Genomic DNA, 22181 nt, shown 5'->3' with positions numbered 1-22181 from the left:
CGAGGGGAGTGCCAATCGGCACTCGGCGATGGAGGCGGGGCGAAAGCGCGGTCTCTGGCCCGCTGCGCGAGGAGGCGCCTGCTCGGACCTCCTCGCGCTCGCCCGGGCGGCTACCTAGCCGAGCACCTGGCGCAGGTAGGCGTTGTCGAACACACGAGCCGGGTCGTACTTGTCCCGCACCGAACGGAACTCGTCGAAGTGCGCGTAGGTCGGCTGCAGGTCCGCCGCGGTGCGCGAGTGCAGCTTGCCCCAGTGCGGTCGTCCGTCGACGGCGCGCGCGATCGACTCAACGGCGTTGAAGTACTCGGTGTGATCGCGACGGTGGTACTGGTGCACGGCGATGTAGGCGGAGTCGCGACCGTTCGCGGTCGACAGCCAGACATCGTCGGCCGCGGCGAAGCGGACCTCGACCGGGAAGGCGACCCGGAAGTCGGACTTCTGCAGCCAGCCGTCGATCTCACGGAGCGTCTCGGGAAGCGCCTCGGCGGGGATCGCGTACTCCATCTCGCGGAACCGAACCCGGCGCGGGGAGGCGAACACCGCGTAGTTGCGATCGGTGAACTCGCGCGCCGAGAGCGCCCGCGAGGAGACGTTGTTGATCCGCGGAATCGCGCCGGGGAACCGGGTGGCAACCCGGTTGACGCCCTCGAACAGGGTGTTGGAGAGCAGCTCGTCGTCGATGTAGCCGCGGATCTTGTTGACCGGGGTGAGTGGGGTGTCGCCGGGGAGGCGCGTGTTGTGCTTGGTCAGCACCCGGTCGGTGTGCGGGAACCAGTAGAACTCGAAGTGGTCGACGCCGTTGGCGTGCTCGTCGATCCGTTCCATGGTCTCGCTCAGCCGTGCGGGGGCCTCGACCGCGCGCATGGCGTAGGCGGGTTCGCACAGCAGCGTCATGGACGCGATGACGCCGAGCGCCCCGAGGCCGAGCCGCGCCGCGTTGAACAGTTCGGCGTTTTCCTCGGCGGAGCAGTTCACCACCGAGCCGTCCGCCAGCACGATCTGCAGCCCGCGCACCTGGGTGGCCAGGCCACCGAAACGGGCGCCCGTGCCGTGGGTGCCGGTCGAGATCGCGCCCGCGATGGACTGCACGTCGATGTCGCCGAGGTTCGTCATCGCGAGACCCAGAGACCACAATGTGGGATTGAGTTCGTTCAGGCGGGTGCCCGCGAGAACCGTGACGAGGGCGCCCGACGGTTCCACCGGGATCACGGACTGGATCCCCGTAAGGTTGTCCAGGCTGATCTGCACGCCGTCGGTGACCGCGACCGGCGTGAAGGAATGTCCGGCACCAATGCACTTGACGTGCAAGCCTTCCGCTGCGGCGCGGGTGATCTCGTCACTCAGCTCCGCGACAGTCGCGGGCGCGGCGAGGCGAGTGGGCCGTGCGCTCGCGCAGCCGGCCCAGTTCTGCCAGAAATGTGATTCCATTCACTCACTATCTCCTGGACGATCGTCCAGGTCAACACCTTCTACGGAACTGGCTCCGGCGTTCTAGGATCGGCAGATGCTGAATAGGCTTCCTGCGGACGAACGTCGCGCCCAACTCGTCGAGTCCGCGATGGGTATCGCGGAGCGCACCGGGATCAACTCCGTCACCATTCGTGCCGTCGCCGAGGAGGCGGGGGTCTCGCTCGGGGTGGTCCACTATTGCTTCGAGAACAAGGAGGCGCTGGTCGCCGCCATGGGCGAGGCCCTCGTTCTCCAGCTCAGCGGTGCGCTGCGGTACGCATTCGGCACGGCGCAGGGAGAGGGCGACCAGAGCGGCCTGCGTGGCCTGCGCGAGGTGCTGCACAGCGGCCTGTCCAATATGTGGCCGCTCATCGAGATGACGCCGAACCGGCAGTTGCTCACCTATGAGATCACCGCGTACGGACTCAGGCAGCAGGCCGCGGGTGCCGAGCTCGCCGGATCCATCGCCTCCCTGCAGTACCAGACCATGGACGTCGAGGCGACCGCCTTCCTCGAGGAGACGGCCCGGTACACCGGGACCACCTGGACCGAGCCGGTCGAACACATCGCCCGCTTCTGCCTGGCGGTGATCGACGGCATCGTGCTGCGGTGGCTCGTCGACCGCGACGGCGAGGCGGTGATCGCCCAGCTCGACGACGCGGTGCAGATGATCGCCATGAAGGCGGTCGAGGCGGAAACCGAGCAGGGCTAAAACCTGGACACTCGTCCAACTGAGTGGTTGACTCTGGCCATGACCTCGACCCGCGAACGGCTGGACTCCTACGCCATGACCTCCACCCGCGAACGGCTGGACGCCGCTACCCGTGAACTCGATCCGCCGCTGGCCGCGGTGGACCTGGGCACGCTACGCACCAACGCCGCGGACCTCGTCCGGCGCGCCGGTGGCACCCCGGTCCGGGTGGCCAGCAAGTCGGTCCGCTGCCGGGCGGTGCTCGAGGAGACCCTTGGCTCCGGGCTCACCGCGCAGGGTGGATTCCGGGGCATCATGTCCTACTCGCTGCGCGAGGCGATCTGGCTGGTGCGGCTCGGCGCGCGCGACGTGCTCATGGGGTACCCGACCGTCGACAGGGGTGCGCTCGCCGAGCTCGCCTCCGACCCGGTGCTGCTCGAGTCGATCACGTTGATGGTCGACAACCCGGCCCAGCTCGAGGTGCTGCACGACGCGGCGGGCAGCACCTCGGTGCCCGCCCGGGTGTGCCTCGACATCGACGCCTCGCTGCGGGTGGGCCCCCTCCATCTCGGCGTCCGGCGGTCCCCGCTGCGGACGCCCGAGGAGGCCGAGGTCGTCGCCCGCGAGGCCAAGCGCCGCGGGTTCGTCGTGGTCGGCGTGATGTTCTACGAGGCGCAGATCGCCGGCCTGCCCGACACCAGCGCACCGGTCCGGCTGGTCAAGCGGGCCTCCGCGGCCGAGCTCGCGACCAGGCGCTCGGCCGTCGTCGATGCGGTCACTGCCGCCGTCGGCGAGCTGCAGATCGTCAACAGCGGCGGCACCGGCTCGCTCGAGGTCAGCTCCGCCGACAGCTCGGTCACCGAGGTGACGGCCGGCTCCGGGTTGTACGTGCCGACGCTCTTCGATCGGTACAACGCCTTCACCCCGCGTCCGTCGGTGTACTTCGCGTTGTCCGCGGTCCGCAAGCCGACGTCCCGCATCGCCACCCTGTTCGGCGGCGGCTACATCGCCTCGGGCCCTGCGGGTCCCACGCGGGTGCCGACCCCCGTCTGGCCCGCGGGCCTCAAGCTCACCAGGCACGAGGGCGCGGGCGAGGTACAGACCCCGGTGACCGGTGATCCGGCCGCCGCCATCCAGATCGGGGACCGGGTCTGGTTCCGGCACGCCAAGGCGGGCGAGCTGTGCGAGCGGTTCAACGAGCTGCACCTGGTCGAGGCCGACGGGACCCGCACCACGGTGCCGACCTTCCGCGGTGAGGGGCAGTGCTTCGGCTAGACGTGCGTCCGCATGAACGCGCCCAGCTCGGCCAGGCCCTCGGGCGTGGAAGGCAGGTAGCGGGTGAGCTCGGGGGAGCGCACGACCACCGCGCGCCACTTCCCGCGCGACACCGCGACGTTCAGCCGGTTCCTGGACAGCAGGAAGCCCATGCCGCGGGGCACCTCGTCGACCGACGACGCCGTCATCGACATGAGCACCACCGCGGCCTCGCGGCCCTGGAACTTGTCGACGGTGCCGACCAGGACCTCGTCGAGCCCCGCGTCGGCGAGGGTTCGCCGGAGCAGGCTCACCTGCGCGTTGTATGGCGCCACCACCAGGATGTCCGACTGGCCGAGCGGGCGGGTGTCGGTGCCGTCGGTCCAGGCCCTGCCGAGCAGCGCCCTGGCCTCGGCGAGGATCGCGGCGGCCTCCTCGGTGGAGCTGGTGGCGTTGCCGTGGTGCTCGACGTACAGCGCCGCGACGCCTGGCTCGACGCCCGCGAGTGCCCGTTGCGTGGTGACCGACTCCTGGGATCGGAGCCGGCCGTCGTAGGACAGCATCGACACGGCCTCGCACACCCCCGGATGCATCCGCCACGTCCGGTCCAGGAAGTAGCCGAGCTCCGGAGGTAGGGCGCCGTGGCCCTGCGCCAGCCAACCCAGCGCCGACGTGTCGACCGGCTCCGGGTGGGTGCCCTGGCTGACCTGCGGCAACTGCTGCGGGTCGCCCAGCAGCAGGAGATTGCGCGCGGAGATGCCGACCGCCACGGTGTTGGCGAGGGCGAATTGGCCTGCCTCGTCGACCACCAGCAGGTCGAGACTGCCGGGCGGTACCCGGTCGGCGTGTGCGAAATCCCATGCGGTGCCGCCGATCACGCAGCCCGCCTGGCCGTGCTCGGCGAGGAACGCGGGAAAGTCGTTGGGATCGAGCTTCGTCCAGGCCGGGTCGGCGGCGAGCCCCGAGCCGGGCTTCTTGGCGACCCGCTCGCCGGGGACGCCGGACCGCACCACCGCATCGAGCATGTTCTCGACCACCGAATGGGACTGCGCGACGACCCCGACCCGCCAGCCGTGCCGGGTGACCAGGTCCGCGACCACCGCGGCGCCGGTGTGGGTCTTGCCGGTGCCGGGCGGGCCCTGCACGGCGAGGTAGGAATCGTCGAGGTCGAGCAGCGCCGCGGTGATCGCGGCCGCGCGCCGGTCGGGATCGGCGGTGGGCAGCGGTGCGCCCGAGCGGGTGCGCGGCGGGATCCGGCGCAGGATGTCCACCGCCGCCGTTGCGGGCATCGCCGGTAGCTCGGCGGCCATGGCGGCGGCCTGCCCGGCGATCGCGGCCTCGATGCGCTGGGTCGGCACCGGCCGACCGGGAGCGAGCGCGATCGGCAGCGCGGTGTGCGGTTCCGCGCCCCGCTTCAGCACCTCTTCGACGACCACCACGTCGCGGACCTCGCCTGTCGGGTCGGCCTCCTCGGTGCAGGAGATCACCGTGACGTCGGTGGTGCCGCGGGTGCGGAGGTCCTCCGATCCGATGCCGGTGGTGGCGTCGTACAGGGCGAACACCTTGTCGCCCGGCCGGGTGGTTGAGCCTGCACCCCAGGAGCCGACGAGCCGGAGGTGCCGTCGCAGGTTCTGCCGCGGGGTCTTCTTGTGCCAGTCCTCGGGCACGCTCGTCGACCGCGCGACGAGCACGTCCGCGGTGTCCGCCCACTCCTCCTCGGCCCGGACCTGCGCGAGCCGGTCGAAGTGTGCCCACCAGAAGGGCTTTCGCTCACGCCGGTGATAGCCGACCGCGGCGGCCATCAGGGCGGCTGCCTGCTGGTCGTCGGTTCGGCGGCCGGGCAGTGTGTCGCCGACGTATGCGCGCAGCGCCTGCTCGGACGGATCGGGCTCCTCGACCACCGAGACGGCGGTCTGCTGGGGGTGCGCCGTCACCCCGTGCTGGGCGGCGATGCCGAGCAGCCAGTCCCGCAGCCGGTGCGTGGACACGCAGTCGTACTCGTTGTAGTCGGCGATGTCGCCGAGCAGGGCCTCGGCCGCCGCGGTCCGCCCGGTGTCGCGCAGCTCGCAGTAGTCGGCGTAGGCGACGATCGAGGCGGCGGCATCGGTGACGTCACCGCCGCGCAGCTGCTCACCCATGTAGAGCGGCTCGAGCTTCTTGATCGAGTACGACGGCGCGCCGACCCGGACCGAGCCGCGGACCACCGGGTACAGGTCGACCAACACGTTCTCCCGCAACAGCGTGTCGACCGCCTCCTCGCCGACGCCGTAGCGGCCCGCCAGGCGCAGCAGGGCGCTCTTCTCGTAGGCCGCGTAGTGGTAGACGTGCATGCCCGGGAACCGCGCGCGCCGCTCGGCGACGTAGTCAAGGAAGTCGATCAGGGCGCGGCGTTCCTGCGCGCGGTCGTGTGCCCAGAACGGGCGGAAGGCCCCGGAGTCCGCCTCGACGACGCCGAACAGGTACTCCAGACCCCAGTCCGGCGACCCGTCCTCGGCCCACATCGGATCGCCCTCGAAGTCGAAGAAGATGTCGCCCGGATCGGGGGCCGGGATCGAGGCCAGCGACCGGGCGCCGTCGATCACCTCGAACACCGGTGCGCCTGTGCGCTCCTGGCGGACCTGTGCCGCCGCCTGCGCCCGCAGCGAGTCGAAGGTGTGCCTGCTCAGGCCCTCGACCGGAACCGACGATGCGGCGAGCGAGTCGAGGTCACCGATGCCGCCGCGGATCAGCTTGTCCCGCTGCGAGGTCCGCATCCCCGCGACCAGCAGCAGGTCGCGCTGCCTGGTCACCTCGGGGGCGCAGTGCTCGCAGCGCCCGCACGCCGAGTACCGAGGGTCAGCCCAGGAGACGGGGCCGCCGTCCCGCCGGTGTCCGTCGAGCACCCGCAGCAGCTCGTCGAGGCGCTGCCGGTACACCGGGGTGATGTCGGCGAGCCGATGCGAGGAGACGCTGTTGTCCCCGAGGACGAGGTGCGCGAGCGGCGCGGGTTCGATCCCGTCGGCGGCGAGCGCGTCGGCATAGGCCGCGAGCTGCAGCAGCGCACTGACGTTGGCCCGCCGCGCGAGCTTCGTGTCGTACACCGCGTACCGGCCGTCCTCGCGCACCAGGAAGTCGCAGAAACCGAGGAACCGGCCGTCGAAGAAGGTGCCCTGGTAGATCACGTCCGCGCCGGCCCGCGCGGCCGCGATGGTGGCCTTGTTCGCCCGGGTCAGCTCCTCCCAGTCCACGCGCGGCCGGTCGATGCGGACCACGCCGTCGCCGAACCGCTCGACGTACAGGTCGAGCTGCCGCCGCTCGTGGGCGTCGCCGAGTCCGGAGGTGCGTGCCAGCATCGGGTCCTCGCGGTCCTGGCCTTCGGGCTCGGACCGCCCCAGCTTGACGTCGAGGCGGCGCAGCAGTGCGTACTCGCAGGCTGCGGCCTGCGACAGATCGCTGGCGCTGTGGATCAACACGTCGTCGAGGAGGAACACGGGGACGACTATCGCAGACGGCACCGACCGATCCGGGTGAACGCCACCCAGATCCGGGCGCGGTCGATCGTCAGCCGCGTCCGCCGCAGGCCGCGGAGATCCCGGCCAGTGCCTGGGCCGTCGTCAGCTCGGCGTCGAGTGTGGGCTCCCCTGGCTGGGCCGGGTCGGCGGGGTGGTGGACCCCGAGCACCGTCACCGGGCGACCGTCGCCGGGGGTGAGCGTCAGCCGGGCGCCGGGCGCGAATCCGGGAGCGGGCTCCGGCGGTACGACGCCCGCTGCCCCGAGCGCGCGCAGTGTCGCGTCCCAGCCTGCCGGTCCGAGCGCGACGATCACCCGGACCCACGGGCGCACCTCGGCGTACTCCCGTTCCAGCCACGACGCGTCGCCGACCGCGGAGACGATCCGGGTCCCGAACAGGTGCTGGCCTGCCGCACGCAGGCCGGTTGGCCTTGAGGCGACACCGATGCGGTGCAGCGCCCCTGCGATCCGGTCCTCCGCGGCCGGGTCCGGCGCCGGGTCCACGATCAGCAGCTTGGGCAGGGTGTCGCCGTATCCGGGCACAATCGTCGACATGAGCCCTATTGAACCCGATCCGGCGCTGGTCGACGCGGCCCGTACCGCGGGCCGAGTGGTGGTGTTCTCCGGGGCGGGTATGTCCGCCGAGTCCGGCGTGCCGACGTTCCGTGACGCGCTCACCGGGCTGTGGCAGCGGTTCGACCCGACCGAGCTGGCCACCCCGCAGGCGTGGGAGCGCGATCCCGAGCTGGTGTGGGCCTGGTACGAGTGGCGCAGCGCGCTGGTGCGGCGGGTCCAGCCGAACGCAGGCCACCGCGCCGTGGCGGACTGGGCACGGTTCGCCGAGGTGGCCGTGGTCACCCAGAACGTCGACGATCTACACGAGCGGGCAGGCTCCGACGTCGCCGCGCACCTGCACGGCAGCCTGTTCGCGCCGCGGTGCAGTGCGTGCGGAACGGCGGCACACGTCGACGTCGGTCCGGATCGGGTCCCGGTGGAACGTCTTTCGCCACCGGAGTGTGCCGCGTGTGGCGCTGCGGTCCGGCCGGGTGTGGTGTGGTTCGGCGAGCAGTTGCCGCAGGCGGTGTGGGAGGTCGCGGAGCGCGCCGTCGAGGGGTGCGACCTCATGGTGGTCGTCGGCACATCCGGGATGGTGTACCCGGCGGCCGAACTCCCCGCGCGGGCGGCCGCGTCGGGTGCGACGGTGGTCGAGATCAATCCGGAGCCAACCGAATTGACCGCCGTGGCGACCCATTCCTGGCGGGCCACCGCGGCCGAGGCGTTGCCTGCGCTGGTGGCGGCCTGCGCTTCGTCCTAGAAGGTCCGCAGCGCCTCACGGCTGAGCTGGTAGCCGTGCCCGGAAACCTCATTGGCGCAGAGCAATCCGCCCTCGGTGCTCAGACAGCCGAAGGCGCCCATCCTGATGCTGCTGCCGTACGGCAGTACCTTGCTGCCCCGGGTGACCAGCGGCCTTGGCAGACACACACCCGCGCCGACGCCCTCGTCGGTGAGCATCGCGTAGTCGGGGAACCACTGGCACGGTTCCTTCGCGTCCGCGGGTTTGGCCGCGGACGGATAGGTGTGGTCGGCGACCTCGCAGAGCAGGACGGTCGGCTCCTTCGGCGTCGAGCAGCGGATGTTGCCGCTCGGTGTCGTGAAGTGGAACCCGATGGTGGGCGCGGCGGGGGAGGAGTCGGTCTCCTTCGCGTCGTGGTAGGTCTCGGGGTCGACTGCGGCCCCGGCGGCGATCCGGGCGGTGTCGGTGGCGGCACCCGGAGTCGGCTGTCGCGTCGGCGCCTGCTCCCTGGACGTGGCGGGGGCGCCCCAGCCCTCGGCGGCGACCGCCGTCCCCTCGATGCCCGCGCCGCCACATCCGCTCGCCGCGACGCCGATCGTGACGGCGCCGAGGGTGCGGAGGAGGGTGGGGGCACATGCGAGGAACCGTCGCGGCATCGGTCGACTATCTCAGATGATTTCGTGCCGCCGCGCGGTGCGCTGACGGCACAATGTCCCGATGCCATTCTTCTCGGGGGTCAGCGGGCAGGTCCACTATCGATATTGGCCGGTGCCCGATCCGGTCGTTGTCTTGGTGTTCCTGCACGGGTTGGGCCAGCACAGCGGTAACTATCACCGGTTCGGACGGGCCATGTCGGCGCAGCGGATCGAGGTGTGGGCCCTCGACCACATCGGCCATGGTCTGTCGGAGGGCGACCTCGGGGTGATCGGTCCGCTGCCAGGACTGGGCGACAATGCCCTGCGGCTCGCCGCGATCGCCGAGGAGCAGCGGCCGGACCTACCGGTGGTCGTGATGGGGCACTCGCTCGGCGCGGCTGCGGCGCTCGCCGCGATCGAGGCGGAGCCGGCGAGGTTCGACGCGGCCGTGCTCAGCGCACTCCCTCGCGTCATCGCCACCCGGCCGCCGATCGCGACCCAGTTGCCGATCCTGGCCCTGCACGGTGTCGACGACAGGATGGCCCCGATCGACCCGGTCAGGTCGTGGGCGGCGGCGCTGCCGACCGCCGCGATGCGCGAGTATCCGGATGCCGGTCACGATCTGCTGCACGAACCGGTGCACCGGGTCGTGACTTCCGACGTCGCGGCCTTCGTGCTGGGTACCGTTCAGGAATGACACCGGACCAACACCTCGAGACACTGCGGACCGAGGGTCTGCGGCTCGCCGCGATGCCCGCCGAGGCGCTTGACGCCCATGTCCCCACGGTGCCGGGGTGGACCATGGAACGGGTCGTGCGACACACCGGGAAGGTGCACCGATGGGTGCGGGCAACGCTCGCGGCGGGGCCGGAAGCCGAGATGGACGGGGCAGGGCAGCCTGAGTCGCTGCCGCGTGGCCCGGACTGCCTGCCCGCGTATCGAGAGTCCCTCGAGCAGCTCCTGGCCGAGATCGACGCCCATGATTTCGACCGCGGGGCACCGACGTTCGCGGGTCCGGGCACCGTCGGGTTCTGGGCGCGCAGGCAGGCCCACGAGGTGGCCGTGCACCGGGTGGACGCGGCCGACGCCCTGCACGCCGCGGGCGGACCCCCGCCGGCCGACATCGCCGCGGAGTCGGCCGCGGACGGCGTCGACGAGTGGGCCCGCCTGATGTTGGTCCGCGCCATGCCGGCCGATCGGATCCCGCAGGAGCTGCACGGCAGGACCGTGCACCTGCACGGCACCGACACCGACGATGCAGAATGGCTGCTGCGGTTCGGACCCGATGGGATCACGGTCGAGGCCGGGCACGCCAAGGGCGACGTCGCGGTCCGCGGCACCGCGCAGGAACTGCTGCTGACGATGTGGCGGCGGCGACCGCTCGCGGCGCTCGAGGTGTTCGGCGACGTCACCGTGGCGCAGCGGTTGGTGGATGCGGCCCGGATCTAGCCCGACGAGCGTGGCGGGTGGAACCGCGTCGGGCGCGTGTGCGTCCAACCGGAACAGGGGCACGTAGTCGGGATGGACAGTAGGGATGGAGTGTCGATGGCGACCTCGGACAACTGCAACGAACTGAACGGCCTCCTGCCGGCCTTCGTCGCTCCGGTGCCGGGGGTCTGAGCCGGATGCGGTGGAACCTCAGCCCGGACGAGTTCGACCACGCCTGGCGCGAGGCCGGACACGACGGGTTCCCGTACCCGCTGGAGGTGCGTCGCACCGTCGACGACGGTGCCGTGCACGCTCGCGTGCTCTCCGATTGGTACGAGGGCTATCGCTCCGCGGAGCTCACCGTTGCGCTGGGAATTCTCGCGAAACCGTCCGTGCGAGTGGAGATATTCGGGGTGGAGGGCGGCGCCGCCATCAGCGACGGCCTGCCTGCCGCGGTTAGCGACGGGCGGCTCACCGCCGAATGGGATGGTCGGCCTGCAGCCGTGGTCCGGGTTCTCGGGTGCGCGAGCGAGCGCACCTCCGTGGTGGTGGCGCAGCGACCCGGGCTCACCGCAGACACGGGCGGGGACCTGGCGATGTGTCTCGGCGGGGTGGACACGCTGGCCCAGCGCATCGCGGACATGTTGCCGGGGGCCGAGGCGGGTGGCAGGAGGCCGCTGAGGGCTCCGGTGTCCGAGGTTCGCGGCGGCCGCCGGTCCTCACTCTTGGTGCCGGTGCGCTCGGCGACTTCGGCGGCCCGTATCCGAGCGCTGCTGGACCTGCCGCGGAACGGGGTGGGGCAGGTGACCGTGACCACCGGGCTCGACCAGGACGCGTCGTCGGCGAGCCGGGCGTTCAGCTGGATCGACGTGAGCGGTGACGGTCGGTACCTGGTGCGGACCGAGTCCGCGGTCGAGATCCGGCCGCTCTCGGTCGCCGACTTCACCGCGGAGCTGCGCGCGGATCTGCCGGCGACCTACTGAGCGTCGATCAGGTCATGATGACCGCGTCGGCCGAGCCGAGCGCGAGCGCGAGGTTGTTGAAGAACGTCGTCACCGGGTCGTACACGAGTACGTCCTGCGGGTTGAGCATCTGGCACTCCTCCTGATAACCGAATGGGTCGTCCCCCCGATCGGAGGGACGACCCATTCACTCATGGTCGGGGACCGCTCAGGAGTAAATGGCCTCGATTGCCGTCGCGAACTCCTGGTGGATGATGTTGCGCTTGAGCTTGAGGGTGGGGGTCAGCTCGCCGGTCTCGACGGTGAAGTCCACATCGAGGATGCGGTACTTCTTGATCTGCTCCGGGTTGGAGACCTTCTTGTTCCCCTCGGCCACCGCGGCGTCGATCTCGGCGACCAGGTCGGCGTGCTTGACGATCTCCGAGATCGGGGTGTCCGCGGCGATGCCGTTGCGCTCGAGCCAACCCGGCAGAGCCTCGGGGTCGATGGTGATCAGCGCGCCGATGAACGGCTTCGCGTCGCCGACGACCAGGCACTGGCTGATCAGGGCGTGGGCACGCAGCGCGTCCTCGAGCACGGCAGGGGCGACGTTCTTGCCGCCTGCGGTCACGATGATCTCCTTCTTGCGACCGGTGATCGAGACGAAGCCCTCCGAGTCGATGGCACCGAGGTCGCCGGTGTGGAACCAGCCGTCGCGGATGGAATCCGCGGTGGCCGCATCGTTGTGCCAGTAGCCGCCGAACACGACCGGGCCCTTCACGAGCAGCTCGCCGTCGTCTGCGATCTTCGCCGCATGCCCGTTGATCGGCTTGCCGACGGTGCCGACCTTCTGGGCGGTCGTGGTGTTCACGGTGATCGCGGCGCTGGTCTCGGTGAGGCCGTAGCCCTCGTAGATCGGGAGGCCGATGCCCCGGAAGAAGTGGCCGAGTCGCGCGCCGAGCGCCGCGCCGCCGGACACCGCGCGGTCACACTCGCCGCCGAGCGCCGCCCGCAGCTTGCCGTAGACCAGCTTGTCGAACAGGGCGTGCTTGAGCTTGAGTCCGAGGCCGGCGCCGCCGGTGTCCTGGGCCTCGCTCCATGCGATGGCGGTGTCTGCGGCCTTCGCGAAGATCTTGCCCTTGCCGCCGTCCTCGGCCTTCTGCTTGGCGGAGTTGTACACCTTCTCGAACACGCGCGGCACCGAGAGGATGAAGTTCGGCTTGAACGTCGCGAACTGCTCGAGCAGGGTGCTGATGTCGGCGGTGTGACCGACGGTCACCTTGTTGTCGAAGGCGCCGAAGGAGATGGCGCGGGCGAACACATGCGCCAGCGGCAGGAACATCAGGGTGCTCTGGCCCTCGTACATCGCGTCGTCCAGCGCGATCTTCACGGCCTTGGACTCGGCGTAGAAGTTGGAGTGGGTGAGCTGGACGCCCTTGGGGCGGCCGGTGGTGCCGGAGGTGTAGATGAGCGTGGCGGGGGAGGAGGCGTTCACCTGCCCGCGGCGCTCGTGCAGCTCCTCGTCGGTGATGGCGGAGCCGCGGGCGGTGAGCTCGTCGAGGGCTCCCGCCTCGATCTGCAGCATCTCCCGCAGCGCGGGGGCAGCCTCGGCGACGTCCTTGACGGTGGCGGCGTGCTTGGCGGTCTCGACAACCAGGATGGAGGTGGCGGAGTCCTCGAGGATCCACTGCGCCTGGTCGGCCGAGGAGGTCTCGTAGATCGCGACGGTGCAGCCGCCCGCGGTCCAGATGGCGTAGTCCAGCACGACCCACTCGTAGCGGGTGGCGGACAGGATGGCGACGCGATCACCGAGCGCGATCCCGGAGGCCATCAGGCCCTTGGCGACGCCCTTGACCTGCGCTGCGAACTCGGCCGCGGTGACGTTGACCCAGGCGCCGTCGACCAGCCGCTTGAAGGGTACGTGCTGGGGGCTCTCCTTTTCGAGGCGGAACACCGTATCGGCCATCGAGATGTCTTCCGGGATGGAAAACGACGCCGGAACTTCGAACTCTCGCACTGTGACCCCTCCAGGTACTACTGACGTGTGGAGTGTGCATTGGATCACATCCGTGGTCGGTATGCACTCTCAAGGCTGTCCGGATTGCGAGGGTTCACCCCCGCTTCGGGGAGTTACGTGTAACTCCAAGTCGCGTGATCTGCGGGTTTTTCGCCGAGTTGAGGCGAAGATCACGTGTCGAGCAGGTCGGTCACCTCCTGGTCCGTGAGCTGGTGGAAATCCCGGTAGGCGCCGCCGACACCGCCGAGCCAGCGCGGGACCAGCGGGCAGATCACCTCGTCCGCTTCCTTCTGCAGCCGGGCGACCGCCTCCTCTGAGGAGACCGGCACCGCGACCACGACGCGTGCGGCTCGCTCGGCCCTGGCCACCCGGCAGGCGACCGCCGCCGTCGCCCCGGTGGCCATACCGTCGTCGACGATCACCACGGTCCGGTCCCGCAGCGGGATCCGCCCCCGATCGCCGCGCAGGACCCGCGAGCGTCGCTCGAGTTCGCGGCGCTCCCGCGATTCGACGGTGGCCAGCGCGAGCGGACTCATCCCGGTCTGTGCGAGGACGTCGTCGTTGAGCACCCGGATGCCGCCCTCGCCGAGCGCGCCCATCGCGAGTTCCGGCTGCCACGGCACGCCGAGCTTGCGGACGAGGATCACGTCGAGTTCGCCGCCGAGCTCGTGCGCGACCTCGGCCGCGACCGGCACCCCGCCCCTCGGCAGCCCAAGCACGAGCGGATCCGCGTCGCGCAGGTGGCCGAGCGACTCGGCCAACGCGCGACCGGCCTTCGCGCGGGTCTCGTACAGCATCCTGTGTTCGACGCTACGCCGATCGAGAGCCTCCGGCGCCTGCGCTTCAGCGTTCGGTGATGCCGAATCGGCGCAGCTCGAGCGCCGGGTTGGTCGCCCGCACCTGGGCGATCCGCTCGGCGGTGGCCTCGGCCCGCGCGGTCCCGACCTGGTCGCCGAGCGACGCGAGCACCACGCCCATCGGGTCGACGATCATCGAGTTGCCCGCGCCGGTCCTTGCGCTCTGGTCGGCGGCGGCGACGTAGATGGTGTTCTCGATCGCCCGCGCCCGCACCAGGGTCGTCCAGTGGTCCTCCTTGAGCGGCCCCGGCACCCACTGGGCCGGTAGCAACAGCACCTCAGCGCCCGCGTCCACGATCCGCCGGGTGACCTCGGGGAATCGCAGGTCGTAGCAGGTCTGCATGCCGAAGGTGAGCCCGTCCACCTCGAAGGTCGCCGGATCGTCGATCGCGCCGGCGCGGAAGAACTGGGATTCGCGGTAACCGAATGCGTCGTAGAGGTGCAGCTTTCGGTAGACGGCGGCGATCCGGCCGTCGGGCGCGGCGGCGACAAGGGTGTTGGAGACCCGCTCGTCGCCGTCGAGTGCCTCGTTGATGCCGGCGACCACGTGTACGCCGAACTGGCCGGCGATCTCGAGCATCCCGCCGACGAACGGGCCGTCCAGCGGTTCGGCGGTGGCGAGGATGCGTTCGTCGGTTGGCGGCGCGGTGAACATGGCGTACTCGGGCGCCACCACCACCTGCGCGCCGCGCGAGGCCGCCTCGCCGACGAGGTTCCGCAGCGTCAGGTGGTTCTCCCGCTTGTCCTGTCCTGCGGAGAACTGGGCAACGGCGATCTCGACCATGGCACGAGTATGGCCCAGCCGGTGGGCGCGCCGCGGGCGCGCCCACCGGTGCGTCCTACCCCGTGGAGGTGAGGTTGCCGTCCAGGTAGGCCTGGTACGCGGGCAGATCCAACATGCCGTGTCCGGACAGGCCGATGACCAGGACCTCCGGCTCGGTCAGTCCGCGCGCGTACTCGGCGCAGGCGGCGATCGCGTGCGCGGACTCGGGTGCGGGCACGATGCCCTCGGCGCGCGCGAACAGCACGCCCGCGGCGAACGAGTCGGTCTGGTCGACGGCCTGGCCCTGCACGTAGCCCAGCTCGACGGTGTGGCTGAGCAGTGGCGCCATGCCGTGGTAGCGCAGGCCGCCCGCGTGGATCGGGTCCGGGACGAAGTCCTGGCCGAGGGTGTGCATCTTCAGCAGTGGCGTCAGGCCCGCCACATCGCCGTGGTCGTAGCGGTATTCGCCCTTGGTGATCGAGGGGCAGGCGGCCGGCTCGGCGGCGATGATGCGCGTCGTGGCCCGCTCGTGCAGCACCTCGCGGATGAACGGGAACGCCAGCCCGGCCAGGTTGGATCCGCCGCCCGCGCAGCCGAACACCACGTCCGCGTTGGCCTCGCCCGCCGCGCGCAGCTGCTCGACGGCCTCGAGGCCGATGACGGTCTGGTGCAGGACCACGTGGTTGAGCACGCTGCCGAGCGCGTAGCGGGCGTCGGGGTCGCCTGCCGCGACCTCCACGGCCTCGCTCACCGCGATGCCGAGCGATCCGGGGGTGTCGGGGAACTCGGCGAGCATCTTGCGACCGGACTCGGTGAGGTCGGACGGGCTCGGGTGCACGGTGGCGCCATAGGTCTCGATCAGGTGGCGTCGGTACGGCTTGGAGGCGTACGACGCCCGCACCTGCCAGACCTCGAGCTCGATGCCGAACTTGGCGCACGCGAAGGACAGCGCGCTGCCCCACTGCCCGGCGCCGGTCTCGGTGGTGATCTTCTTGACCCCGTCCTGGGCGTTGTAATACGCCTGCGCCACCGCGGTGTTGGTCTTGTGGCTGCCCACCGGGCTGACGCCCTCGTACTTGACGTAGATGCGGGCCGGGGTGCCGAGCGCCTTCTCGAACTCCTTCGCCCGGATCAGCGGTGCCGGACGCCAGGTCCGATACACCTCGCGGATCGGTTCCGGGATCTCGATGTACTGCTCGGTGGTGGCCTCCTGCGCGATCAGCGCGCTCGGGAACAGTGCCTCGAGGTCGGCGGGCGTGACCGGCTCCCTGGTACCGGGGTGCAGGTGCGGTGGCGGCGGCACGGGCAGGTCCGCAGCGATGTTGTACCAGTGGGTGGGGATCGGCGTCTGCTCGGACACGGGCGCTCCTGGTCGGGATTCGGGCGAATGGGACGGGCACATTGTGATCAGCGGCACTCGCGGTGCCGCGACCAGGGTGGCCGTTACGGCCCGTTCGGGTCTATATCCTAGTGCTAGGATATAGACATGCCCGCAGAGCTGACCGAATCCGAGGTGACCCTTCTCGGCCTGATCGCCGAGCGTCCGCGCCACGGCTTCGATCTCGAGAAGGTGATCGGCGAGCGCGGCATGCGGCAGTGGACCCAGATCGGGTTCTCCTCGATCTACTACCTCCTCGGCAAGCTCGAAAAGCGCGGCCTCATCGAGGAGGTGGCGGCCCCGTCGGGCGGCCCAGGCCGGGCGCGCCGGGTCTACGCGATCACCCCGGCAGGACTGGCGGCGGCCGCGGAGCGGACCGCGGCGTTCCTTGCCGAGCCGTCCGCGGTCGCCGCGCCGGTGCTGGTCGGGATGGCCAACTGGCCTCTGCTCCCGCCCGTCGAGTCGGTCGGCGCATTGCGGCGACGCTCGGACGCGTTGAGCCGCAAGCGGGCCGAGGTCCTCGCCGCCCGCGATGCCCAGCAGCCGCTGCCGGATTTCGTCGATGCCGTCTTCGAGTACTCGCTCGCGATGCTCGAAGCCGAACAGAACTGGGTCGCCAGGACCCTGACATCCCTTGAGAGGAAACGATGACCAAGCTGGACTTCAAGAAGCAGAAGGAGCTCTACGCGCCTGCCACCGACGACTTCGTGCTGGTGGAGGTTCCGCCGATGTGGTTCCTCATGATCGACGGCCACGGTGATCCGAATGTCGCCGAGGACTACCGGCTTGCGGTGGAGGCGCTGTACGCCGCGTCGTACGCGGTGAAGTTCGCGAGCAAGAACGGCCACGAGGCCGACTACGTGGTCGGCCCGCTGGAGGGCCGGTGGTGGGCACCCGATCCCGCGGTCTTCGTCGACCGCAGCAAGTCGGAGTGGAACTGGACGATGCAGATCCGGCAGCCGGACTGGATGGCCCCCGAGGAGGTCGTGGCCATCCTGGCGGAGACGGAGTCCAAGAAGAAGCTGCCCACCGTGGGGCAGTTGCGGCACGAACGGCATGAGGAAGGCCTGTCGGTGCAGATCATGCACGTCGGCTCCTATGACGACGAGGCGCCGACCCTCGAGCGGTTGCACTCCGAGTTCATCCCCGGTCGCGGTCTCGAATTCAACGGCAAGCACCACGAGATCTACCTCGGCGACCCCAGGAAGTCCGCGCCCGAGAAGCTGCGGACGGTACTCCGTCAGCCCGTCCGGCAGGCGTCGGCGACGGGCGCGACGAGGGCGTGACCGTCGGCTCCGGGCGGCGACGTACTAAACTCCTGGTGAGATGAGCGACACCGAGCACAACCCCGAGCCGGAAACCGACACCACCACCTTTGCCGATCTGGGCATCGATGAACGGGTGCTGCGGGCACTCTCGGACGTCGGCTACGAGTCGCCGTCGCCGATCCAGGCCGCGACCATCCCGCCGCTGATGTCAGGAAACGACGTCGTCGGCCTCGCGCAGACCGGCACCGGCAAGACCGCGGCGTTCGCCGTTCCGATCCTGTCCCGCATCGACACCGAACAGAAGCGGCCGCAGGCCCTGGTGCTGGCGCCGACCCGCGAGCTGGCGCTGCAGGTGGCGGAGGCGTTCGGCAAGTACTCGGCGCACATCCCCGGGCTGAGCGTGCTGCCGATCTACGGTGGCCAGGCCTACGGTGTGCAGCTGTCGGGCCTGCGGCGCGGGGCGCAGATCATCGTCGGCACCCCCGGCCGGGTGATCGATCATCTGGAGAAGGGCACCCTCGACCTCTCGCACCTGGACTACCTGGTGCTCGACGAGGCCGACGAGATGCTCAAGATGGGCTTCCAGGACGACGTCGAGCGGATCCTGGCCGACACCCCCGAGTACAAGCAGGTGGCGCTGTTCTCGGCGACCATGCCGCCGGCGATCCGCAAGATCTCCAAGCAGTACCTGCACGATCCGGTCGAGATCACCGTCAAGTCGAAGACGTCGACCGCCTCGAACATCAGCCAGCGGTACGTGCAGGTCGCGCACCAGCGCAAGCTGGATGCGCTCACCCGGGTCCTCGAGGTGGAGACCTTCGAGGCGATGATCATCTTCGTCCGCACCAAGCAGGCCACCGAAGATCTCGCCGAACGTCTGCGGGCGCGCGGGTTCTCGGCCGCCGCCATCAACGGCGACATCGTCCAGGCGCAGCGTGAGCGCACCATCGGTCAGCTCAAGAGCGGTGCGCTCGACATCCTGGTCGCCACCGACGTCGCGGCCCGCGGTCTCGACGTCGAGCGCATCTCGCACGTCGTCAACTACGACATCCCGCACGACACCGAGTCCTACGTCCACCGCATCGGCCGCACCGGCCGCGCGGGCCGCTCCGGCGAGGCGTTGTTGTTCGTGGCGCCGCGGGAACGGCACCTGCTCAAGGCGATCGAGAAGGCCACGCGGCAGCCGCTGACGGAGATGCAGCTGCCGACCGTCGAGGACGTCAACGCGCAGCGCGTCGCCAAGTTCGGCGACTCGATCACCGAGAGCCTGAACTCCGACAACCTGGCGCTGTTCCGGACGCTGATCGAGGACTACGAGCGCGAGCACGACGTCCCGCTCGCCGACATCGCGGCGGCCCTTGCCGTGCTCTCGCGTGACGGGGACACGTTCTTGATGCCGCCCGAGCCGCCCGCGCCGCCGCGCCGCGAGCGTGAGCCCCGCGGGGAGCGCCCGCCCCGCAAGTTCGACGAAGGGCCCAAGTTCGGGCGGGAGGGGCAGGAGCTCGCCACCTACCGGATCGCGGTCGGCAAGCGGCACAAGGTGGCGCCCGGCGCGATCGTCGGCGCGATCGCCAACGAGGGTGGTCTTCGGCGAAGCGACTTCGGCCACATCAGCATTCGGCCCGATCACAGCCTGGTGGAGCTGCCGGCGGACCTGGCGAACGAGACCCTCGAGGCGCTGCGGCGGACCCGGATCTCCGGCGTGCTCATCCAGCTGACCCCTGACCAGGGCCCGCCGGGGCACCGGCCCTCGCGCGACGGCGGCAAGGGCAAGTTCGACCGCAAGCCCAAGCGGGACCGCTACTGACGCTCGGCCTCGGCCACCAAGGCCGAGGCCCGCGCGCGGGTGAGGGTGCGCCCGCGCGCGATGCCGGCCTCGAGGCGGTCGGCCGGGACCTCCGCGCGGAGCTCGCGGTCGTAGCGCGCGAGGTCGACCGGGTCCATGGCCTGTGGGTCGTATCCCATCAGCGCACCCTGCCTGGACACGAAGCCGGTCAGTTCGGCCGCGGTGTCGTGGTCCCCGCGCCGGAACAATGCGTAGGCGAGCGTGGCCAGCGCCACCAGCCAGGAGGTCAGGTCGCCGTTGGACTCGCACACCCGCGCCATCCGGACCAGCTTGCCTTCGGCCGGGCCGCCCCATTTTCCCTGTGCGAGATCGGTTTTGGCGTTGATCCACAGCGCGGATGCCTCGCACCACCCGTAGCCGTTCTCGGCGGCGACCCGCACCGCCTCGTCCAGGTGCCTGCCGGCGCTCTCGAAATCACCGCCACGGAAGTCGGCGGTGCCCAGACACATCAACGCCTCCGCGTGGGTGAACGGCTCGTCGGTGCGTAGCGCGTGGGCCAGTGCGTGCCCGGCGTGTTCGCGGGCCTGCTCGACGAGCCCGGACCCGGCCTCGAAGAAGGCGAGGATGAGTGCGGCTTCCGTCCTGGCGACGTCGTCGTCGGTGCGGGTGTGGAGTTCGGCCAGGTAGCCGAAGGCCTCGAGCAGGCCGGCCATGTCGCCGGCCAGGTAGCGGATCAGCGTCACCCCTGAGACGGCACGCACCCGGGTCGGGCTGAGACGCTCGCCTGGGATGGGGCAATCGCGTTGCCGCAGTGCCTGATCGAGGTAGCTCAACGCCTCGGCCACATGACCGCTCCGGTACCAGTACCAGTACACCCCGCCCGCGATCCGGAAGTAGGTCTCGTCGTCGTGCAGGCAGGCCTCCAGTGCCGCGCGCACGTTGGCGATCTCCAGGTCGAGCCGACGCATCCACTCGGTGCTCTGCGGACCGCGCAGCCCGTAGTGGGCGCCGTCGGCCATCTCGCAGACCCAGCGGGTGTGCCGCTCGCGCACCGCGGCGGTGAGTTCGGGCCGCCGGACCAGGGCGGCGTAGCGCCGGAGGGTCTCGAGCATCCGGTACCGCCGGGGGTCGCCGCCGACGACGAGGATCAGCGACTTCTCGACCAGTGAGCCGAGGTCGGTGAGCAGGTCGGGGGAGTCGGTGATCGCCCGTGCACCGTCCAGGTCGAAGCCGCCGCTGAAGATCGCAAGGGACTGGAACAGCTCTTGTTCCGACGGCGACAGCGAGTGGTACGACCAGTCGACCGCCGCCTGCATCGTGGCGTGCCGTGCGTTGGTCCGCGAGCCCCCGCGAAGCACCGAGAACCGGTCGTCGATGTTCGCGAACAGCTGCCGCACGGACAGGGTGCGGCACTGGGCCGCGGCCAACTCGATGGCGAGCGGCATGCCGTCGAGCTCGGTGCAGAGCGTCGAGATCAGCTCGTGCTCGGCGTCGTCGGGTTCGAAGCCGCGGGACTGGGCGGATGCCCGCTGGACGAACAGTGATACCGCTTCGCCCCCTCGGCCCTCGGACAGCGGCGGCACCTCGTAGACGAATTCGCCTGCGGCCCCGAGTGCCTCACGGCTGGTGGTGAGGATCCGGACGCGGGGACAGGTGGACAGCACGGTGTCGACGAAGTCCGCCACCGGCGCGAGTACCTGCTCGCAGTTGTCGAGCACGAGCAGGAGTTCTCGATCGCGGAACACGGCCGCGAGTGGATCGGATCCGCCCGAGATCGTCACGCCCATCGCGGTCGCGATGGCGTCGGTGACGTGGGATTTCTCGCAGGCCCCCGCGAGTTCCACGAGCCAGGGCCCGTCGGCGTCCTCGCGCCTGCGCGCGGTCTCGAGCGCCAGCCGGGTCTTACCCATGCCGCCCGCACCGGTGAGCGTGACGAGGCGGTGCGTGCGGATCAGCGTGGCGAGTTCGGTGAGCTGGGGCGCCCGCCCCACCAGCGGGGAGAGGGTGAGGGGGATGTTGTGCGCGAACGGATCCGGCGCCGCGGGCTGGGTCGGCGGTTGGGCTGCGGCCGGGACCGTCGGTGCGGGCGTCAGGGCGACGTCGTGGTCGAGGATCGCGGCCTGTAGCGCCAGCAGGCTGGGGCGCGGATCGGTCCCGAGCTCGTCGGCGAGCGTCTCCCGCGCCCGGCGCAGCGTGTCGAGGGCCTCGCCGGGGCGGCCGGCCAGGTAGTGCGCGCGGGCCAGCAGTTCCCACGACCGCTCCCGGAGCGGGTGCCGACGAGTGAACGCCTCCAGCCGGGCCGCCGCGGATCCGTACTCGCCCAACGCGAGTGCGGCCTCCATCCGATCCTCCACCGCGTCGAGCCGGAGCGCGTCGAGCCGGCCCGCCTCGACGGACACGGCTTCGGAGTCGGTGACGTCCGCATACGCGCCGCCGCACCAGTGATCCAGTGCGGCGTCGAGGGTTTCGGCTGCCGCCGCGGCGTCGCCCTCGACGAGAAGTGTTCTGCCAGCTCGTGCCAGCGTGGTGAACTGCTGCCAGTCCGTGGCATCGAGTTCGAGCGCGTATCCGTTGCCGCGCCGGGTCAGCACCCGCGATCGCGACCCGGGACGGTGGGGATCGAGCGCCCGGCGAATCCGCGCGACATAGCCCTGCAGGGTGACCTTCGCGCTCGGCGGCGGATCGGCACCCCACAGGTCGTCGATCAGGGCGTCGTCGGAGACGCTCTCGCCTGCCGCGACCGCCAGCCGCGACAGCAACGCCCGCGGCACCGGGCCGCCGATCGAGACGTCCTCGTCGCCGACGAGTACCCGCACCGGGCCGAGGACCTGCAGGTACACGGAGGTCGGAGGCGGTGTGGCGGTGGTCGGTTCGAGCATGCCGATCAGCATAGGGGGCGCGTTTGCCAGCGACTTACCAGTGAGTTGCCAG

At 70.6% G+C, this 22181-nt stretch carries 18 protein-coding genes; 9 read left to right on the top strand and 9 right to left on the bottom strand.

All coding sequences use genetic code 11. The annotated features are described in order from the left end of the window. Positions 1 to 114: 114 nt before the first annotated feature. The gene (locus BR31_RS0122290; RefSeq protein WP_027502921.1) at positions 115 to 1428 is read right to left on the bottom strand and encodes a D-arabinono-1,4-lactone oxidase; all 1314 of its coding nucleotides are present in this window, start codon (positions 1426 to 1428) and stop codon (positions 115 to 117) included. A 76-nt stretch (positions 1429 to 1504) separates the two neighbouring features. On the opposite strand from BR31_RS0122290, the gene BR31_RS0122285 reads away from it, so the two are divergent. Next, the gene (locus tag BR31_RS0122285; RefSeq protein WP_027502920.1) at positions 1505 to 2161 is read left to right on the top strand and encodes a TetR/AcrR family transcriptional regulator; all 657 of its coding nucleotides are present in this window, start codon (positions 1505 to 1507) and stop codon (positions 2159 to 2161) included. A 75-nt stretch (positions 2162 to 2236) separates the two neighbouring features. Then, positions 2237 to 3415, top strand: coding sequence for an amino acid deaminase/aldolase (locus BR31_RS0122280; RefSeq protein ID WP_027502919.1), 1179 nt, complete (start codon positions 2237 to 2239; stop codon positions 3413 to 3415). Here BR31_RS0122280 and BR31_RS0122275 read toward each other — a convergent pair. Then, positions 3412 to 6864: a TM0106 family RecB-like putative nuclease gene (locus BR31_RS0122275; protein ID WP_027502918.1), complete on the bottom strand. Its 3453-nt coding sequence runs from the start codon at positions 6862 to 6864 to the stop codon at positions 3412 to 3414. The two genes, BR31_RS0122280 and BR31_RS0122275, sit on opposite strands and share 4 nt — an antisense overlap. 70 nt (positions 6865 to 6934) lie before the next feature. Further along, positions 6935 to 7438 carry a uracil-DNA glycosylase family protein gene (locus tag BR31_RS29710; protein WP_156042584.1) on the bottom strand — a complete coding sequence of 168 codons (504 nt, stop codon included), beginning with the start codon at positions 7436 to 7438 and terminating at the stop codon, positions 6935 to 6937. Between BR31_RS29710 and BR31_RS0122265 the strand changes: the two genes are divergently transcribed. Next, positions 7437 to 8198: an SIR2 family NAD-dependent protein deacylase gene (locus BR31_RS0122265; RefSeq protein ID WP_027502917.1), complete on the top strand. Its 762-nt coding sequence runs from the start codon at positions 7437 to 7439 to the stop codon at positions 8196 to 8198. The two genes, BR31_RS29710 and BR31_RS0122265, sit on opposite strands and share 2 nt — an antisense overlap. On the opposite strand, the gene BR31_RS0122260 is transcribed toward BR31_RS0122265, so the two are convergent. Then, on the bottom strand, positions 8195 to 8833 hold the full coding sequence (locus BR31_RS0122260) for a hypothetical protein (RefSeq protein ID WP_027502916.1): 639 nt from the start codon (positions 8831 to 8833) through the stop codon (positions 8195 to 8197). The two genes, BR31_RS0122265 and BR31_RS0122260, sit on opposite strands and share 4 nt — an antisense overlap. Positions 8834 to 8894: 61 nt before the next feature. On the opposite strand from BR31_RS0122260, the gene BR31_RS0122255 reads away from it, so the two are divergent. From BR31_RS0122255 to BR31_RS0122240, 3 genes are all read left to right on the top strand, one after another. After that, positions 8895 to 9509, top strand: coding sequence for an alpha/beta hydrolase (locus BR31_RS0122255; protein ID WP_027502915.1), 615 nt, complete (start codon positions 8895 to 8897; stop codon positions 9507 to 9509). Then, a complete protein-coding gene (locus BR31_RS0122250; protein ID WP_027502914.1) occupies positions 9506 to 10261 on the top strand; it encodes a maleylpyruvate isomerase N-terminal domain-containing protein in 756 nt (251 codons plus the stop codon). The genes BR31_RS0122255 and BR31_RS0122250 overlap by 4 nt, the downstream gene beginning before the upstream one ends. 176 nt (positions 10262 to 10437) lie before the next feature. Then, positions 10438 to 11223: an ESX secretion-associated protein EspG gene (locus tag BR31_RS0122240; RefSeq protein ID WP_027502913.1), complete on the top strand. Its 786-nt coding sequence runs from the start codon at positions 10438 to 10440 to the stop codon at positions 11221 to 11223. 187 nt (positions 11224 to 11410) lie between these two features. Here BR31_RS0122240 and BR31_RS0122230 read toward each other — a convergent pair whose 3' ends face one another. The 4 genes from BR31_RS0122230 to BR31_RS0122215 form a co-directional block, all read right to left on the bottom strand. Then, positions 11411 to 13198, bottom strand: coding sequence for an AMP-dependent synthetase/ligase (locus BR31_RS0122230; RefSeq protein ID WP_027502912.1), 1788 nt, complete (start codon positions 13196 to 13198; stop codon positions 11411 to 11413). Between the two features lie 170 nt (positions 13199 to 13368). Beyond that, entirely contained in the window at positions 13369 to 13995 is a 627-nt protein-coding gene (locus BR31_RS0122225; RefSeq protein ID WP_027502911.1) for a phosphoribosyltransferase, read from the bottom strand. A gap of 46 nt (positions 13996 to 14041) precedes the next feature. Then, entirely contained in the window at positions 14042 to 14839 is a 798-nt protein-coding gene (locus BR31_RS0122220) for a carbon-nitrogen hydrolase family protein (RefSeq protein WP_027502910.1), read from the bottom strand. 55 nt (positions 14840 to 14894) lie between these two features. After that, complete coding sequence (locus BR31_RS0122215) at positions 14895 to 16178, bottom strand: TrpB-like pyridoxal phosphate-dependent enzyme (RefSeq protein ID WP_027502909.1); 1284 nt, start codon at positions 16176 to 16178, stop codon at positions 14895 to 14897. 126 nt (positions 16179 to 16304) lie between these two features. On the opposite strand from BR31_RS0122215, the gene BR31_RS0122210 reads away from it, so the two are divergent. The 3 genes from BR31_RS0122210 to BR31_RS0122200 are packed head-to-tail and all read left to right on the top strand — an operon-like array spanning position 16305 to position 19271. Then, positions 16305 to 16847: a PadR family transcriptional regulator gene (locus BR31_RS0122210; RefSeq protein WP_027502908.1), complete on the top strand. Its 543-nt coding sequence runs from the start codon at positions 16305 to 16307 to the stop codon at positions 16845 to 16847. Beyond that, positions 16844 to 17482, top strand: coding sequence for a GyrI-like domain-containing protein (locus BR31_RS0122205; RefSeq protein ID WP_027502907.1), 639 nt, complete (start codon positions 16844 to 16846; stop codon positions 17480 to 17482). Before BR31_RS0122210 ends, BR31_RS0122205 begins: the two co-directional genes overlap by 4 nt. A 40-nt stretch (positions 17483 to 17522) precedes the next feature. Further along, positions 17523 to 19271 (top strand): DEAD/DEAH box helicase, encoded by a 1749-nt coding sequence (locus BR31_RS0122200; RefSeq protein ID WP_027502906.1) that lies wholly within the window; start codon positions 17523 to 17525, stop codon positions 19269 to 19271. Here BR31_RS0122200 and BR31_RS0122195 read toward each other — a convergent pair. Beyond that, a complete protein-coding gene (locus BR31_RS0122195; RefSeq protein WP_197023687.1) occupies positions 19265 to 22129 on the bottom strand; it encodes an AfsR/SARP family transcriptional regulator in 2865 nt (954 codons plus the stop codon). The two genes, BR31_RS0122200 and BR31_RS0122195, sit on opposite strands and share 7 nt — an antisense overlap. Positions 22130 to 22181 lie beyond the last annotated feature (52 nt).

It is taken from the genome of Rhodococcus sp. UNC363MFTsu5.1 (genome assembly GCF_000686785.1).
In the GTDB taxonomy this organism is placed as follows: domain Bacteria; phylum Actinomycetota; class Actinomycetes; order Mycobacteriales; family Mycobacteriaceae; genus Rhodococcus_G; species Rhodococcus_G maanshanensis.
Note: the sequence above shows the minus strand (reverse complement) of the source record. Positions and strands in the feature narration are given on the sequence as shown.